Below are 16024 nucleotides of genomic sequence, written 5' to 3'. Positions count from 1 at the left end.
ACTGCGTCAAGACGAGGATATTTTGAGCCGACACATCTCGACCCTGAACCTGCATCTGGAGCCCGCCGACAATCGGCGCCTCGCCAGCCTGTGCGGTCCCTTCGATGACAACATCAAGCAGCTGGAACGCCGCCTCGGCGTCGAGATCAGCTACCGTGACAACCACTTCCAGCTGGTTGGCAAACAGGCCCAGCTGGATGCCGCGGCCGTCATCCTCAAGCACCTCTATGTGGAAACCCAGCCCCTCAAGGGCGGCAAGGTGACCGACATAGTGCCCGACATGGTGCACCTGGCCATTCAGGAGTCGCGAGTGCTGGAGCAGGACGACGAACCGGCCGCCGGCATCCCTTATGGCAAGGAGGTAACGGTCAAGACCAAGCGCGGCCTCATCAAGCCGCGCAGCCCCAATCAGGCGCAGTACATCGCCAACATAGTCCAGCACGACATCAGCTTCGGCATAGGCCCGGCCGGTACCGGCAAGACCTATCTGGCGGTGGCCGCCGCCGTGGATGCGCTGGAGCGTCAGGAAATACGCCGCATCCTGCTGACCCGCCCGGCGGTGGAAGCGGGCGAGAAGCTCGGTTTTCTGCCCGGAGATCTCTCCCAGAAGGTCGATCCCTATCTGCGCCCGCTCTACGACGCCCTGTTCGAGATGCTGGGGTTCGAGCGGGTCGAGAAGCTGATGGAGCGCAACATCATCGAGGTGGCGCCGCTCGCCTATATGCGCGGTCGCACCCTCAATGACGCCTTCATCATCCTGGATGAGGCCCAGAACACCACCACGGAGCAGATGAAGATGTTCCTGACCCGCATCGGCTTCAACTCCAAGGCGGTGGTCACCGGCGACATCACCCAGGTGGATCTGCCGCGCAGCACCAAGTCCGGCCTGCGCCATGCGCTGGAAGTGCTGCAAGGGGTCGACGGCCTGTCGTTCAACTTCTTTGAATCCAAAGACGTGGTACGCCATCCTGTGGTGGCCCGCATCGTGCAGGCCTATGAGGCGTTCGACGCCAGACAGGCCGAGTCCATCCCTGCCAAAGCCAATAAAGAGAGTGCCCAATGAGTGTGACCCTGGATCTGCAACTGGCCTGCGCTCCGGCGGAAGATCTGCCGAGCGAAGCCAAGCTGCAAGGCTGGCTCGACGGCACCATACTCGGTTTCCAGACCGAGGCCGAAGTGACGGTGCGCATCGTCGACGAGGCGGAGAGCCGCGAGCTCAACCTCACCTATCGCGGCAAGGACAAGCCCACCAACGTGCTCTCCTTCCCGTTCGAGGCTCCACCCGGCATGGAACTGCCGCTGCTCGGCGATCTCGTCATCTGCCGCCAGGTGGTGGAACAGGAGGCCGTCGAGCAGAACAAACCGCTGGAGGCCCACTGGGCCCACATGGTTGTGCACGGCAGTCTGCATCTGCTAGGTTATGACCATATCGAGGATGAGGAAGCCGAAGAGATGGAGCAGCTGGAGCGCGACATCATGCAGGAACTCGGTTTTGCCGATCCTTATCTGAACGACGAAGAGTAAAGGACGGGAGAGTCATCGTCTTGAAACAGCTGATGGCCATCCTTATATCACCAAGACAATTTCAAATGTGTTCAAGCGAGTAACCAAGAGAAAAAATGACCGACGATCACCCTAGTACCGGCTCGCCGAAGAAAACCTGGCTCGACAAACTCAGCCAACTCTTCCAGGGCGAGCCAAAAGACCGCAACGATTTGGTGGATGTGATAGCCGATGCCGAGGAGCGCGATCTTATCGATCAGGACACCAAGGACATGATTGAAGGCGTGCTCGAAATTGCCGAGCTGCGCGTTCGCGACATCATGATCCCCCGCTCCCAGATGGTCACCATAGAGAAGTCCCAGCCGGTGGACGACATCTTGCCCGTGATCATCGAATCCGGTCACTCCCGCTTTCCGGTGATCAACGAAGACAAGGATCATGTGGAGGGCATCTTGCTCGCCAAGGATCTGCTGCCGTTCGGTTTCGGCGGCCACCATGCCAGCGAGCCGCTGCAGCTCGAGAAAATCTTGCGCCCTACGGTGATCGTGCCCGAGAGCAAGCGGGTCGACCGTCTGCTCAAGGAGTTTCGTGAAGAGCGCTACCACATGGCCATAGTGGTCGACGAGTTTGGTGGCGTCTCGGGTCTGGTGACCATTGAAGACATACTGGAGCTCATCGTCGGCGAGATCGACGACGAGTTTGACGACATCGAAGATGAGCCGGACGAGATCCGCCGCATCAGCAAGCGGGTCTTCTCGGTCAGCGCCCTCACCGAGATCGAGGATTTCAACGACTTCTTCGGCACCCAGTTCAGCGATGAAGAGGTGGATACCGTGGGCGGTCTGGTGATGCACGCCTTCAGCCACCTGCCGAAAAAGGGCGAGGAGATAGAGCTGGACGGCTACCTGTTCAAGGTGATGCACGCCGACCGGCGCCGCCTGCAGCAGCTGCAGGTGAAGATCCCCGACAACCATGTCGCGGCCCAGTCTGAAGCCCAGTAAATCCAGCGCGGCCCCCGGCCAGTCGTGAAGCATCAGCGCCCCGCTCGTCGGGGCGCTTGCCATTTGGCCACGGGGCAAGGCAACCAATCCTTTGACCCCGCACGTCATCCCCTGCCCGGCAGACCGCCCTTTATTTCCCGATCCCAGCCCGGTTGCGCCCGCCACAGCCGGGAGGCTCGCCGTTGACCACATTTACAGGTTAAGATACCGGCCAATCAACCTGTTGCAGTCCAATCCGAGCCTCTATTGCCCGTGAAATCGAAACTCCTGACAAGCCTCTGTGCCATGGCATCCGGCGCGCTCGCCGTGCTGGCCTTCTCCCCCTTCAACTACTGGCCGCTGGTGATCCCGTCCCTGCTCGGCCTCTATGCTCTGCTGGACAAGGCCAGCCCCAAACAGGCGGCCTGGCGCGGCTTTGGCTATGCCATGGGGCTGTTCCTGCCGGGGCTCTGGTGGATCCACGTCAGCATGACCATGTTTGGCGGCATACCGCTGCCGGTCGCCTTCGTGCTGCTGGCCGGCCTGTCGGCCTATCTGGCGCTCTACCCGACCCTGGCCTGCTGGGCCTTCGCCCGCTTCTTCAGCGGTCGCCACTGGAGCCGCTGGCTGCTCGCCTTCCCGGCGCTCTGGCTGGTGGCAGACTGGCTGCGCGGCTGGGTGATGACAGGCTTCCCCTGGCTCTGGTTTGGTTACAGCCAGATCGACGGGCCGCTCAAGGGGCTGGCCCCCATCCTGGGGGTGCAGGGCATCACGCTGGCGCTGCTGCTGTCGGCCTCCGCCCTCTGGCTGGTGTGGCAGAGCCGCAAGCCGGTCTGGCTGCTGCTGCCCGTCGCGCTGATCGGTGCCGCTCAGGGGCTGATGCAGCTCAACTGGGTGACCCGAGGCGAGCCGGTCAAGGTCGCCCTGGTGCAGGGCAACATAGCGCAGTCCCTCAAATGGGATCCCGAGGCGCTGGTGCCGACGGTGCACACCTATCAGGATTTGAGCCGCGAGAACCAGGATGCCGACATCATCATCTGGCCGGAATCGGCGATCCCGGCCATCGAGAAGGAGATGGGCAACTACCTGGAGAGCCTGGACAAGGCGATGAAGGTGAATGACACCGGCCTGCTGGCGGGCATCATTCATTACGATTTCGAGCAGCAGCGTTTCTTCAATACCGTGCTGGGCATGGGGGTACAGGACGCGGACGGCAAGGAGTCGTATCACTACGAGCACCCGAACCGCTACTACAAGTACCACCTGCTGCCCATCGGTGAGTTCGTGCCGTTTGAAGATCTGCTGCGCCCCATAGCGCCCTTCTTCAACCTGCCCATGTCCTCCTTCAGCCGCGGGAATGAGCAGCAACCGAACCTGATCGCCAAGGGGCTCAAGTTCGCCGCCGCCATCTGCTACGAGATCATCTTCCCGGACGAGGTGCGCCGCAACGTGCAGCCGGATACCGACTTCCTGCTGACCGTCTCCAACGATGCCTGGTTCGGCACCAGCATAGGTCCATGGCAGCATATGGAGATAGCCCGCATGCGCGCGCTGGAGCTGGCTCGCCCGCTGCTGCGCGACACCAACACCGGCATCACAATCGTCACCGAGATCGACGGCAGCATCATAGCCCAGCTCCCCCAGTTCGAGGCCGGGGTGCTGAGAGCCGAGGTGCGTCCCGCCCACGGTTCGACCCCCTACCTGCGCTTTGGCAGCTGGCCGCTGTACGGGTTGACCGCCCTGCTGCTCGGTCTGGCGCTGGCGCTGCGCCCCCGTGCCCACCCCTGGGCCCGCGAGCTCTGAACCGGCGCTCCGGTTCGTCGCTGAATGAAAGAGGCGCCCCCTGGGCGCCTCTTTTCATCTGGTTGTCTGACGGGATCAGGGCGAGAGCGGCTCGCGGTGATACTCGTGGCCGCCGCACTCGGGGCAGGTATCGAGCGGCTGCGGGTGCAGCACTGTATGGCGCCAGCCGCACTGCTCGCACACCATGACGCCGAGGCCCACCCAGTCACCCGCCTCATAGACGCCCTTGTGCTCCAGCTCGTCCGCCAGCTCACGCCACTCCACCTGAGCGCGGTCGGTCACGTCCGCCAGCCAGGACCAGGCAGTGTCCTTGAGCGCCAGCATGAAGGCGGACTCCTCCACCTCGGCGCGCCCCTCGTCATAGTTGCCCAGATCCCGCTTCACATACTCGGCGATCAGCGCCAGCTCATCCTGGGTCAGGTCGCCGGCCGCCTCCAGATAGGCCTGCACCTTGGCGATCATCCGGTTGAGGCGCTCCCCCTGGAACTCTTCAGTCTCTTGCCACTGCTTCTGCAGCTCTGCAATGAAGGCTTCGTACCCTTTTTGACGTTTGTCCATGGTCGTTACTCCTCTACTGAACCCTGATCATGCCCGGCATAAGGCCTGACGGATGCTGGCGGTTGTTGCCGCCGCTGGATATGGGTATTCTATTGCGATTTCCCAGCTGATTTATCTATTCATTTCACAGATCCGGATGTCACCAATGCAAGAGCAATACGTTCCCCAATCCATAGAACCAGCAGTGCAAAAGCACTGGGATGCCAAGAAAACCTTCAAGGCGGTGGAGAAAGTAGACAAGGAAAAGTTCTACTGCCTCTCCATGTTCCCCTATCCGTCTGGTCGTCTACACATGGGGCACGTTCGCAACTACACCATAGGTGATGTGATCTCCCGTTATCAACGCCTCAATGGCAAGAACGTGCTGCAACCCATAGGTTGGGACGCATTTGGCCTGCCGGCGGAGAACGCCGCGGTCAAAAACAACACGGCACCGGCGCCCTGGACCTACGAAAACATCGAATACATGAAGAACCAGCTGAAGATGCTGGGTCTGGGCTATGACTGGGATCGCGAGCTGGCGACCTGCAAACCGGATTACTACCGCTGGGAGCAGTGGTTCTTCACCAAGCTGTACGAGAAGGGTCTGGTCTACAAGAAGACCTCCTCCGTCAACTGGTGCCCGAACGACATGACGGTACTGGCCAACGAGCAGGTGATCGACAACTGCTGCTGGCGCTGTGACACCCCGGTGGAGCAGAAAGAGATCCCCCAGTGGTTCATCAAGATCACCGACTATGCCGAAGAGCTGTTGAACGACATCGACAATCTGGAAGGCTGGCCGGAGATGGTCAAGACCATGCAGCGCAACTGGATTGGCCGCTCCGAAGGGGTCAACATCCACTTCCAGGTCGCCGATCAGGATGGCGACCTCGAGGTCTACACCACCCGTCCCGATACCCTGATGGGTGTCACCTATGTGGGCATAGCCGCCGGTCACCCGCTGGCGCTGCAGGCTGCCGCCGGTAACCCCGAGCTTGCCGCCTTTATCGACGAGTGCAAGAACACCAAGGTGGCCGAAGCCGAACTGGCCACCATGGAGAAGAAGGGCATGGCCACCGGCCTCTATGCCATTCACCCGCTGGATGGCCGCAAGGTGCCGGTCTGGGTCGCCAACTTCGTGCTGATGAACTATGGCACAGGCGCCGTGATGGCCGTCCCGGCCCACGACCAGCGCGACCATGAGTTCGCCACCAAGTACGGTCTCGAGATCAAGCCTGTCATCAAGCAAGCTGACGGTGAAGCGCCGAACGTAATCGAGGCCGCCTACACCGACAAGGGCGTGCTGTTCGCCTCCGGCGAGTTCGACGGTCTCGAGTTCCAGGCCGCCTTCGATGCCATCGCCAGCAAGCTGGAAGCGATCGGCAAGGGCAAGCGCACAGTCAACTTCCGTCTGCGCGACTGGGGTGTCTCCCGTCAGCGTTACTGGGGTGCCCCCATCCCCATGCTGACACTGGCTGACGGCACCGTAGTGCCGACCCCGGAAGATCAGCTGCCGGTACTGCTGCCGGAAGACGTGGTGATGGACGGTATCCAGAGCCCGATCAAGGCCGATGCCGAGTGGGCCAAGACCACTTACAACGGCCAGGAAGCGTTCCGGGAAACTGATACCTTCGACACCTTCATGGAGTCCTCCTGGTACTACGCCCGCTACTGCTCCCCGGACTATGACAAGGGCATGCTGGATCCGGCTGCCGCCAACCACTGGCTGCCGGTGGATCAGTACATAGGTGGCATCGAGCACGCCTGTATGCACCTGCTCTACGCCCGCTTCTTCCACAAGCTGCTGCGTGACGCAGGGCTGGTGAACAGCGATGAGCCGTTCAAGCGCCTGCTCTGCCAGGGCATGGTGCTGGCCGACGCCTTCTACTACAAAGACGAGAAGGGCGGCAACGTCTGGGTCAGCCCGGTTGACGTCAAGGTCGAGCGTGACGACAAGGGTCGCATCACCAAGGCCATCGACAATGAAGGCCGTGAAGTCATCCACTCCGGCATGACCAAGATGTCCAAGTCCAAGAACAACGGCATCGATCCCCAGCTGATGGTTGAGCGTTACGGCGCCGATACCGTCCGTCTGTTCATGATGTTCGCCTCGCCGGCCGAGATGACCCTGGAGTGGTCCGACTCCGGCGTTGAGGGGGCCCAGCGCTTCCTGCGTCGCCTGTGGCGCATCACCTTCGAACACGTCAGTGGCGGTGCCGCCCCGGCGCTGGATGTGGCTGCCCTCAGTGCCGACCAGAAAGCCGTTCGCCGCGAACTGCACAAGACCATCGCCAAGGTGAGCGATGACGTGGGTCGTCGTCAGACCTTCAACACCGCCATCGCCGCCATCATGGAGCTGATGAACAACCTGGCCAAGCTCGGCACCGACGAGCAGGATCGCGCCCTGATGCAGGAAGCGCTGGAAGCCGTGGTGGTCATGCTCTCTCCCATCACCCCGCACATCGGCTTCGAGCTGTGGAAGATGCTGGGCAAGGGCGACGACCTGGACCACGCCGCCTGGCCGGTGGCCAACGAGGCCGCCATGGTCGAGACCGAGAAGCTGGTGGTGGTGCAGATCAACGGCAAGATGCGCGGCAAGCTGACAGTGCCGGCCGAGATAAGCCAGGCCGACGTCGAGAAACTGGCCATGGCCGATGCCTCTGTGCAGAAGTTCACCGATGGCCTGACGGTTCGCAAGGTGGTCTATGTGCCGGGCAAACTGCTCAACATAGTGGCCAACTGATGCCATATCGCGTGGCAACGCAAGCTGACTGCCTGGTTGCCAAGCGGTAACGACAAACGGATGATAACGGCGGGCCCTGCGCCCGCCGCTTTCCCCTAATGCAAAGAGGATTTCATATGGGCACCCCCCTCATTCGCTGGATGGCCATAGTGCTGATGGGCCTGCTGCTGCAGGCTTGCGGTTTTCAGATGCGAGGCACGGCCATCCCGCCCGAGTTGATGACCATGAAGGTGGTCGGTGACAACAAGAGCGACTTCTACCGACTGGTCACCACCCGCCTCAAGGCGGCTGGCGTCAAGCTCGCCGACAAGGAGGGCATACCTGTGCTGACCCTGTCCGGCGTCGGCAGCACCAGTCAGGTTGCCTCGGTTGACTCCATAGGCCAGGCCCGTGAGTACGTGCTGGGCTACAACACCCAGTTCACCGTCTCCATGCCGGGCAAACCGACCCAGGTCTTCCCCATCACCTTCAACCGCAGCTTCCTGAACAAGCCGGATGCGGCGCTGGCCTCCTCCCGCGAGCAGGAGCAGCTTGGCAAGGAGATGCAGGAGCAGGCCGCCAGCCTGGTGATCCGCCAACTGAGCCAGGTCAAGTTCTGATGCGAGTATCTTGATGAGAGTCTATCCCGAGCAGTTTGCGGATCATCTCAAGGCAGGGCTCAAGCCCTGCTATCTCGTTTTTGGTGACGAGCCTCTGCTCAAGCTGGAGGCCATCGACGCCATCCGTCAGACCGCCCGCAAGCAGGGGTTCGATGAGCGCCATACTTTCGTGGTGGAGCAGGGACTGGACTGGAATCAGGTCTACGACGCCTGTCAGGCCATGAGCCTCTTCTCCGCCCGCCAGATCATAGAGCTGGAGCTGCCGGCCAAGGTCGACAAGGATCTGGCCGCCCGCATCACTGAAATTGGCAAGCAACTGCATCCGGATCTGCTGCTGGTACTCAGCGGCGCTCGCCTCAACCAGACCCAGATGAAGGCAGCCTGGTTCGACAAGCTCAGCCAGAACGGCACCTATGTGCCGGTCAATCACCCCGAGCCCCGCTTCTTTCCGCGCTGGATGAGCGCCCGCTTCCAGCGTTTCGGCCTCAAGGCGCTGCCGGATGCCATCAACTTCATGTGCCACTCCTACGAGGGCAACCTGCTGGCCGCCAGCCAGGAGATAGAGAAGCTGACCCTGCTGGCCCCGCCCCAGCCCATCAGCGTCGCCTATCTACAAGAGACCATCATACGCCACGCCCATTTCACGCCGTTCCAGCTCATCGATACCCTGCTGGAGGGCAAGGTGAACCGGGCCCAGCGCATCCTGCTGGCCCTGCGCGCCGAGGGCACAGAGCCCGGCATGCTGGCCTGGGCCCTGTGCCGCGAGCTGGAGCAGCTCACCGAGCTGGCCCTGGCCGCCAGAGCCGGCCAGCCGCTGGTGGAGCACTTCTCCCGCCTGCGCATCTGGCAGAGCCGCCAGCAGCTGATCCAGCAGGCCCTGACCCGGCTGCCCTTCACCAAGTTGCAGCAGCTGTGGCAACTGATGGCCCGGCTTGACGACGCCCAGCGTCGCTTCGACACCGAGCAGGCCTGGCTGATGTTGCAGACCCTAGCCCTGGGTTTTCGCGATGGTACGCCGTTGCCCCTGCTGGAACCCGCCTCATGCTGAAGGCCCCCATCGACCTGCTGGCCCGAGCCACCTTAGACCCCATCCACATAGGTTCCCTTACTGCTGAGGACTGCTCATGCTGAAGCCACCCATCGGGCTGCTGGGCGGGACCTTCGACCCCATCCATATCGGCCACCTGCGCCCGGCCATAGAGGCGCGGGACGCCATAGGGCTGGCCGAAATCCGGCTGATCCCGAACCATATACCGCCCCATCGCGCCAACCCCTTCTGTTCGAGCGAGCAGCGCCTCGCCATGGTCAAGCTGGCGGCGGCGGAGAATGCGGGATTCGTGGTGGATGAGCGGGAACTGAAGCGGGACACCCCCTCCTGGACCATAGACACCCTCATCGAATTGCGGCAAGCGCTGCCGGGCACCCCGCTCTGCTTTCTGATGGGGATGGATTCCCTGCTTGGCCTGCCGAGCTGGCACCGCTGGCAAGAGCTGCTCGACTATGCCCACCTGGTGGTGAGCGTGCGGCCGGGCTGGCAACCTGACTACCCGGGGGAGGTGGCCGAGCTGCTGGCTCGCCATCACACCACGGATGCCACCGCGCTGCACCGGCGCCTTGCCGGCCATATCTGGCTGGCGAACAACCAGCCCATCAAGCTGTCGGCCACCCGGCTCAGAGCCCTGCTGGCGGCCGGGGAGGATCCCCGCTACCTGCTGCCGCCGTCGGTGGCCGATTACATTCGCCAGCAAGGCCTCTACCAGCCAAGCTGACCACAACCGGCGCCGACTATTGTCCCGGCCGGTTGCGCACTATATTGATCAACAGGGGCCTGGTTTGCCACACGGGCACAGCCCCCGTTCCACTCCCCTTCACCGGACTGGGAAACGGGAGTGACCATGATATAATCCGCCGCCCTCAGGCGTCGGAACACAGGAGAAGATCATTGCAAGGCCAAGAACTGCATGCCTTTATCGTCGACAAGATCGATGACATGAAAGGCCGCGACATCATCACCCTCGATGTGCGCGGTAAATCCAGCATCACAGACACCATGATCGTCTGTTCCGGCAACTCCAGTCGCCACGTCAGCGCCATCGCCCATCACCTGGCCAGCGAAGCTCGCCATGCCGGGCTCGATCTGCTGAGCGTGGAAGGCCAGCTCACGGGGGAATGGGTACTGGTGGACTTGGGGCAAGTCATAGTGCACGTGATGCAGGACGAATATCGCGACTTCTACCAACTGGAAAAACTCTGGGGCGCTACCGCTCAAGTGAATGCGCAATAACAGAGCACAAGTGTAACAAACGATGAAGATCCAGTTGATTGCAGTGGGCACCAAGATGCCTGCCTGGGTAGAGCGTGGCTTCGAAGAGTACCGTCGCCGTTTCCCCAAAGACATGCCGTTCGAGCTGGTCGAGATCGGCGCCGGAAAGCGCGGTAAAAATGCCGATATTCCCCGCATCCTGCAAAAGGAGGGGGAAGCCATGCTGGCCGCCGCCGGCCGTTCGCGCATAGTGACCCTGGATATTCCCGGCAAGCCCTGGACCACGGAGCAGCTCGCCGTACAACTGGAAGCCTGGAAGCTGGATGGGCGCGACGTGGCGCTGCTGGTCGGGGGCCCGGAGGGGCTGTCACCCGAGTGCAAGGCCGCCGCCGAGCAGAGCTGGTCGCTGTCGCCGCTGACCCTGCCCCACCCGCTGGTACGGGTGCTGGTGGCCGAGAGCCTCTATCGCGCCTGGAGCATTACCACCAATCATCCGTATCACAGGGAATGAACCATGCACATCTGGCGCATCACCCCCTTATATCACCCGTATCACAGGGAATAACCCATGGGGTTTTTGTCTTCTCCCTTCGTCTGTCATAAGGTAGCGGCATGCTGAAGAATCGCATCGAAATGCGCGACCACAGCGCCGAGGGTCGCCTCTTCTTCCGACGCACCCTGGTCGCCTACATCGGCATGATAGTGCTGATGCTGGTGCTGCTGGGCAATCTCTATTACCTGCAGGTCGAATCCTTCGAGACCTATCAGACCCGCTCCAACGACAACCGGATCCGGGTCGTGCCCGTGGCGCCGCCACGGGGCCTCATCTATGACGCCAACGGCGTGCTGCTGGCGGAGAACCGCCCCGTCTACAGTCTCGAAATCGTGCCGGAAGAGACCAAAGACCTGGACAAGACCGCCGACGAGCTGATCACCCTGCTGGCCCTGCCGGAAGGGACCAAGGAGAAGTTCCTGGCCGAGGTCAAACGCCAGCGCCGCTTCAAGCCGGTGGCCCTGTTCGAGAAGCTGACCGAATATCAGGTCGCGCTCTTCTCGGTCAACCAGCACAACTATCCGGGCGCCAGCATAGAGGCCTACCTCAAGCGCTACTATCCGTTTGGTGACACCCTCACCCATGCGCTGGGCTACGTGGCCAAGATCAACACCCGCGACGTGGAGCGCCTCGACAAGGAGGACAAGCTCGCCAACTATGCCGCCACCAAGGATATCGGCAAGCAGGGGGTGGAGAAGTTCTACGAGGATCAGCTGCACGGGGTGGCCGGTTATCAGGAGGTCGAGGTCAACAACCGCGGCCGCGTGGTACGGACCCTCAAGTTCCAGCCGCCGGAACCCGGCAAGGACATCTACCTCAACATCGACATTCGCCTGCAACTGAAGGCCCAGCAACTGCTGGCCGGTCGCCGGGGCGCCATCGTCATGATGGATCCCAATACCGGCGCCATCCTGGCCATGGAGTCGAGCCCGAGCTATGACCCCAACCTGTTCGTGACCGGCATTTCCAACACCAACTATTCGGCGCTGCTCAACGATCCGGCCCGCCCGCTGGTGAACCGCACCACTCAGGGCATCTATGCCCCCGCCTCCACCGTCAAGCCCATGATGGCGGTGATGGGACTCAACGAGGGGGCCATCACCCCCAACTACCGCTACTTCGGCGGCCCCAGCTTCTCCATCCCCGGCACCACCAAGAAGTTTCGCGACTGGCGCCGCTGGGGCCACGGCTGGCTCGACGTCTACCGCGCCATCGAGGTGTCGGCAGATACCTATTTCTATGATCTCGCCTATCGAGTTGGCATCGACAAGATCCACAGCTACATGACCAAGTTCGGTTTCGGTCAGTACAGCGGGGTGGATCTGTACGAGGAGACCAAGGGGGTGATGCCCTCTCGCGACTGGAAGATGGCACGCTGGCGCCAGCCCTGGTATCAGGGTGACACCATCTCCATCGGCATCGGCCAGGGCTACTGGAGCGCCACCCCGATCCAGCTGGCCAAGGCGATCAGCATACTGACCCAGAACGGTCACGACGTGACGCCGCACCTGCTCAAGAGCACGGCCTCGCTGGATGGGGTGGTCAACGCCCCCGTCAACCCTAACATGGCGCTCAAGGCCAAGAACGACGCCTATTGGCAGGTGGCCAAGGACGGCATGTGGCGCGTCATCAACGGCAATGAAGGCACAGGGCGCCGCGCCTTTGCCAACACGCCCTACAAGGCCGCGGGCAAGTCAGGTACCGCCCAGGTGGTGGGTCTGAAAGAGAACCAGGTCTACAACGCGGCCACCACCAAGGTTGAGCACAGGGATAATGCCCTGTTCGTCTCCTTCGCCCCGTTCGAGGCACCCAAGGCCGTGGTGGCCCTGGTGCTGGAGAACGCCGGGGGCGGCAGCAGCATGGCCGCGCCCGTGGCACGCCAGATGCTGGATGCCTATCTGGTGCCACCAGAGCCCCAGTTGCCCCCCGCTCCCAAGCAGCCGTCCCCATCACGCGAGGCCGTTTCCCATGAGTAATTCCGCGCAGCGACAGAGCATCTGGTACCGGCTGCATATCGACCTGCCGCTGTTTCTCGGCCTGCTGGCCCTGATGTCCCTCTCCATGGTGGTGCTCTACTCCGCCTCCGGTCAGAGCGTGGACTCCATAGTGCGCCAGCTGGTGCGTGGTGGCCTGGCCTTCGCCCTGATGATAGGCATGGCCCAGCTGCCCCCCTCCCTCTACGCGCGCTGGTCCGTGCCGCTGTTCGTGGTGGTGGTGCTGCTGCTCATTGCGGTGGACGTGTTCGGCCATATCGGCAAGGGCGCCCAGCGCTGGCTGGATCTCGGCTTTATGAAGTTCCAGCCCTCCGAGGTGATGAAGCTCTCCATGCCCATCATGGTGGCCGCCTGGCTCAGCCGCCATTCGCTGCCCCCCAAGTTCAGCCATGTGGTGATCGCGCTGGTGATGGTGCTGCTGCCCACCCTGCTGATCGCGGCCCAGCCCGATCTCGGCACCTCCATCCTGGTGGCCGCCTCCGGCTTCTTCGTCATCTTCCTGGCGGGGATCAGCTGGTGGCTGATCGGACTGGCGGTGCTGCTCATCTGCGCCTTCATGCCGGTGCTCTGGTTCTTCCTGATGCACGACTACCAGCGCCAGCGGGTACTGATGCTGCTCGACCCGGAGAAAGACCCGCTCGGTCGCGGCTATCACATCATCCAATCGAAGATTGCCATCGGCTCCGGCGGCGTCTTTGGCAAGGGCTGGCTGCAAGGCACCCAGTCCCAGCTTGAATTTCTGCCCGAGCGCCACACCGACTTCATCTTCGCGGTGTTCAGCGAGGAGTTCGGTCTGGTGGGCGTCGCCCTGCTGCTGGTGATCTATCTCTACATCATCAGCCGCTGCCTGTTTATCTCCATGCAGGCCCAGAACAGCTTCGAGCGCCTGCTCGGTGGCGCCCTGACCCTCACCTTCTTCGTCTATGTGTTCGTCAACATGGGCATGGTGAGCGGCATACTGCCTGTGGTGGGGGTGCCCCTGCCGCTGGTGAGCTACGGCGGCACCTCCATGGTGACCCTGATGGCCGGCTTCGGCATCCTGATGTCCATCCAGACCCACAGAAGGCTGCTGGCCTGATGAGAGGTGCCTGGCTGGCGCTCTCCCTGTGCTCGCTGACGGCGAGTGCAGCCCCTGTGCCCGAGCGGCTGGCGTTGCTGGCCGAGCAGCAACAGGTGCCGCTGGCCGAATTGCAGGCGGCCACGGCGCAGGCCCGGCTGCGCCAGGAGATACTCGACACCATCAGCAAGCCGTGGGAAGCCAGGCCCTGGCACAGCTACCGGCCCCTATTCGTGACCCAGGCCCGCATTCAGGATGGGGTCAACTTCTGGCAACGCCATGCCGATGCCCTGGCGCGGGCCGAGCAGCACTACCGGGTGCCCGCCTCCCTCATAGTCGCCATCATAGGCATAGAAACCTTCTACGGCCGCCAGATGGGCCGCCACTCTGTGCTCGACAGCCTCTACACCCTGGGATTTCACTACCCAGCGCGCGAGGAGTTCTTCGCCAAGGAGTTTGCCCAGCTGGTGCTGCTGGCCAAAGAGGAGAAGTGGCCACTCACCCGCCTCAAGGGCTCCTACGCGGGCGCCATGGGCATGGGGCAGTTCATGCCCTCCAGTTACCGCCACTACGCGGTCGATTTTGACGGAGATGGCAAGCGGGATCTGTTTGCCAATCCGGTGGATGCCATCGGCAGCGTCGCCAACTATTTCGCCCTGCACCAGTGGCGCTGGGGCGAGTCGGCCGTCGAGCCCGCCTTGATCGGGCTGGCGCCAGTGAGTACCCTGCTTCGGCCCGAACCCGAGCTCAGGCAGCTGTGGGCAGAGCTGGCCGCCGCCGGGATTGAACTCGCCACCCCGCTGGCACCCGACACGCCGGTGAAACTGCTGGCATTGGAACAGGCCGATGGACCGGAATACTGGGTCGCACGCCACAATTTTTATGTGATCACCCGCTATAACCGCAGCCCTCTCTATGCGATGGCGGTGCATCAACTCAGTCAAGCAATCCAGGAAGCGTATGCATTACAGCCACAAACTTCTCCCGCTCAGCCTGAGCTTGTTGCTGGCCGCCTGTAGCAGCCAGCCGGAACAGGCTCCCCTGCCGCAGGAACCTATCCAGCAGGAAAAACCCCAGGTCATCGAGATCCCGCAAGCCACGGGCGCCATTCCGCGTCCCGAGCCCCTGAGTGCCAGCGGCAACCGGGACTACTGGATAGGCAAGCAGAAGAACGAGGTGTGGCGCGACATCAAGCACTACACGGAAGAGGGCACCGCCAGCTGGCTGGCCCAGGATCTGGACGGTCAGCAGACCGCCAACGGCGACGTGCTGGACAGCAAGCTGTTCAGCGCCGCCCACCGCAACCTGCCGCTGCCAAGCTATGTGCGGGTCACCAACCTGGCCAACGGGCTGGAGACCATAGTGCGGGTCAACGATCGCGGCCCGTCCGACAGCACTCGCCTCATCGATCTCTCCTACGCCGCCGCCAAACAGCTGGACATGGTGGAGAGCGGCGAGGCGCGCGTGCGGCTGGAGCTGATCAACGACAAGCCGGATCAGATGGTCGAGATGGTGCCCATGATGACGATGCAGCCCATGCAAGCGGCGCAGAGCCCGGCGACCCCGGCCGCTCCGCAGGCTGCGGCGCAGGAGGGTTTTCTGGGTGAACCGACCGCGCTCGCCATGGCCACGCCGGCCGCCGCTGAACCGGCCCCCGTCAAGGCCCCCTCGGCCAAACCCGCCAAACCGGCACCGACCAAGGCGGCCGCCCCCGCCGGCAGCGGCGACGGCAAGATGATCCAGGTGCTGGCCAGTGGCTCCCAGCCCAGGGCCGAGGCCATGGGCAAGGTGATGACCCAGCGCTACGGCGTGCCGTATCAGGTGGTGGCCCACGGCGCCATCTTCCGGGTCCTGCTGGGGCCGGTCGCCGCCGATCAGCAGGCAAGCCTGCTGGAACAGATCCGTCAGGGGGGGCTGGAGCAAGCCTTTATCGTCCCCTGACACCAGCTGGCTCACCTCGGGTGAGCCACCGCCGGGTGCCCGTCGTCA

At 62.7% G+C, this 16024-nt stretch carries 15 protein-coding genes; 14 read left to right on the top strand and 1 reads right to left on the bottom strand.

Features of this window, described 5'->3' with window-relative positions; genetic code table 11:
* Positions 1–22: 22 nt before the first annotated feature.
* From CK910_RS10820 to lnt, 4 genes are all read left to right on the top strand, one after another.
* Entirely contained in the window at positions 23–1063 is a 1041-nt protein-coding gene (locus tag CK910_RS10820; protein WP_043555096.1) for a PhoH family protein, read from the top strand.
* A complete protein-coding gene (gene ybeY / locus CK910_RS10815) occupies positions 1060–1524 on the top strand; it encodes an rRNA maturation RNase YbeY (protein ID WP_098982904.1) in 465 nt (154 codons plus the stop codon). The genes CK910_RS10820 and ybeY overlap by 4 nt, the downstream gene beginning before the upstream one ends.
* A 95-nt stretch (positions 1525–1619) precedes the next feature.
* Positions 1620–2504 carry a CNNM family magnesium/cobalt transport protein CorC gene (gene corC / locus CK910_RS10810; RefSeq protein WP_042034712.1) on the top strand — a complete coding sequence of 295 codons (885 nt, stop codon included), beginning with the start codon at positions 1620–1622 and terminating at the stop codon, positions 2502–2504.
* 285 nt (positions 2505–2789) lie between these two features.
* Positions 2790–4286 (top strand): apolipoprotein N-acyltransferase, encoded by a 1497-nt coding sequence (gene lnt, locus CK910_RS10805; RefSeq protein ID WP_157774610.1) that lies wholly within the window; start codon positions 2790–2792, stop codon positions 4284–4286.
* A 75-nt stretch (positions 4287–4361) separates the two neighbouring features.
* On the opposite strand, the gene CK910_RS10800 is transcribed toward lnt, so the two are convergent.
* Complete coding sequence (locus tag CK910_RS10800) at positions 4362–4844, bottom strand: zinc ribbon-containing protein (RefSeq protein WP_043135733.1); 483 nt, start codon at positions 4842–4844, stop codon at positions 4362–4364.
* Between the two features lie 145 nt (positions 4845–4989).
* Here CK910_RS10800 and leuS point away from each other — a divergent pair, with 145 nt between their 5' ends.
* The 10 genes from leuS (at position 4990) to CK910_RS10750 (ending at position 15976) form a co-directional block, all read left to right on the top strand.
* Positions 4990–7569 carry a leucine--tRNA ligase gene (leuS, locus tag CK910_RS10795; RefSeq protein WP_098982901.1) on the top strand — a complete coding sequence of 860 codons (2580 nt, stop codon included), beginning with the start codon at positions 4990–4992 and terminating at the stop codon, positions 7567–7569.
* 116 nt (positions 7570–7685) lie between these two features.
* A complete protein-coding gene (locus CK910_RS10790) occupies positions 7686–8168 on the top strand; it encodes an LPS-assembly lipoprotein LptE (RefSeq protein ID WP_042867584.1) in 483 nt (160 codons plus the stop codon).
* Between the two features lie 13 nt (positions 8169–8181).
* Positions 8182–9216 carry a DNA polymerase III subunit delta gene (gene holA / locus CK910_RS10785; RefSeq protein ID WP_098982898.1) on the top strand — a complete coding sequence of 345 codons (1035 nt, stop codon included), beginning with the start codon at positions 8182–8184 and terminating at the stop codon, positions 9214–9216.
* A 76-nt stretch (positions 9217–9292) separates the two neighbouring features.
* Positions 9293–9937 (top strand): nicotinate-nucleotide adenylyltransferase, encoded by a 645-nt coding sequence (nadD, locus tag CK910_RS10780; protein WP_098982895.1) that lies wholly within the window; start codon positions 9293–9295, stop codon positions 9935–9937.
* 173 nt (positions 9938–10110) lie between these two features.
* Positions 10111–10452: a ribosome silencing factor gene (rsfS, locus tag CK910_RS10775; protein WP_043135742.1), complete on the top strand. Its 342-nt coding sequence runs from the start codon at positions 10111–10113 to the stop codon at positions 10450–10452.
* Between the two features lie 22 nt (positions 10453–10474).
* A complete protein-coding gene (rlmH, locus tag CK910_RS10770) occupies positions 10475–10942 on the top strand; it encodes a 23S rRNA (pseudouridine(1915)-N(3))-methyltransferase RlmH (protein ID WP_042034723.1) in 468 nt (155 codons plus the stop codon).
* Between the two features lie 101 nt (positions 10943–11043).
* Positions 11044–12960, top strand: a complete 1917-nt coding sequence (gene mrdA, locus CK910_RS10765) for a penicillin-binding protein 2 (protein ID WP_043135745.1) — start codon at positions 11044–11046, stop codon at positions 12958–12960.
* Entirely contained in the window at positions 12953–14056 is a 1104-nt protein-coding gene (rodA, locus tag CK910_RS10760) for a rod shape-determining protein RodA (protein WP_043135747.1), read from the top strand. Before mrdA ends, rodA begins: the two co-directional genes overlap by 8 nt.
* Positions 14056–15054, top strand: a complete 999-nt coding sequence (mltB, locus tag CK910_RS10755; protein WP_098982890.1) for a lytic murein transglycosylase B — start codon at positions 14056–14058, stop codon at positions 15052–15054. Before rodA ends, mltB begins: the two co-directional genes overlap by 1 nt.
* On the top strand, positions 14996–15976 hold the full coding sequence (locus tag CK910_RS10750) for a septal ring lytic transglycosylase RlpA family protein (RefSeq protein ID WP_098982887.1): 981 nt from the start codon (positions 14996–14998) through the stop codon (positions 15974–15976). The genes mltB and CK910_RS10750 overlap by 59 nt, the downstream gene beginning before the upstream one ends.
* Positions 15977–16024: the final 48 nt, after the last annotated feature.

The sequence above is a fragment of the Aeromonas sp. CA23 genome, assembly GCF_002587065.1.
Lineage (GTDB): Bacteria > Pseudomonadota > Gammaproteobacteria > Enterobacterales > Aeromonadaceae > Aeromonas > Aeromonas bestiarum.
This window is presented reverse-complemented; position numbering and strand designations above follow the sequence as displayed.

What these genes read in the sequence shown, in the direction of transcription:
- rlmH (WP_042034723.1), top strand. Translation starts at nt 10,475, where the DNA reads ATGAAGATCCAGTTGATTGCAGTGGGCACCAAGATGCCTGCCTGGGTA.
- CK910_RS10790 (WP_042867584.1), top strand. Translation starts at nt 7,686, where the DNA reads ATGGGCACCCCCCTCATTCGCTGGATGGCCATAGTGCTGATGGGCCTG.
- CK910_RS10750 (WP_098982887.1), top strand. Translation starts at nt 14,996, where the DNA reads ATGCATTACAGCCACAAACTTCTCCCGCTCAGCCTGAGCTTGTTGCTG.
- leuS (WP_098982901.1), top strand. Translation starts at nt 4,990, where the DNA reads ATGCAAGAGCAATACGTTCCCCAATCCATAGAACCAGCAGTGCAAAAG.
- mltB (WP_098982890.1), top strand. Translation starts at nt 14,056, where the DNA reads ATGAGAGGTGCCTGGCTGGCGCTCTCCCTGTGCTCGCTGACGGCGAGT.
- nadD (WP_098982895.1), top strand. Translation starts at nt 9,293, where the DNA reads ATGCTGAAGCCACCCATCGGGCTGCTGGGCGGGACCTTCGACCCCATC.
- lnt (WP_157774610.1), top strand. Translation starts at nt 2,790, where the DNA reads ATGGCATCCGGCGCGCTCGCCGTGCTGGCCTTCTCCCCCTTCAACTAC.
- ybeY (WP_098982904.1), top strand. Translation starts at nt 1,060, where the DNA reads ATGAGTGTGACCCTGGATCTGCAACTGGCCTGCGCTCCGGCGGAAGAT.
- CK910_RS10800 (WP_043135733.1), bottom strand. Translation starts at nt 4,844, where the DNA reads ATGGACAAACGTCAAAAAGGGTACGAAGCCTTCATTGCAGAGCTGCAG.
- mrdA (WP_043135745.1), top strand. Translation starts at nt 11,044, where the DNA reads ATGCTGAAGAATCGCATCGAAATGCGCGACCACAGCGCCGAGGGTCGC.
- corC (WP_042034712.1), top strand. Translation starts at nt 1,620, where the DNA reads ATGACCGACGATCACCCTAGTACCGGCTCGCCGAAGAAAACCTGGCTC.
- holA (WP_098982898.1), top strand. Translation starts at nt 8,182, where the DNA reads ATGAGAGTCTATCCCGAGCAGTTTGCGGATCATCTCAAGGCAGGGCTC.
- rodA (WP_043135747.1), top strand. Translation starts at nt 12,953, where the DNA reads ATGAGTAATTCCGCGCAGCGACAGAGCATCTGGTACCGGCTGCATATC.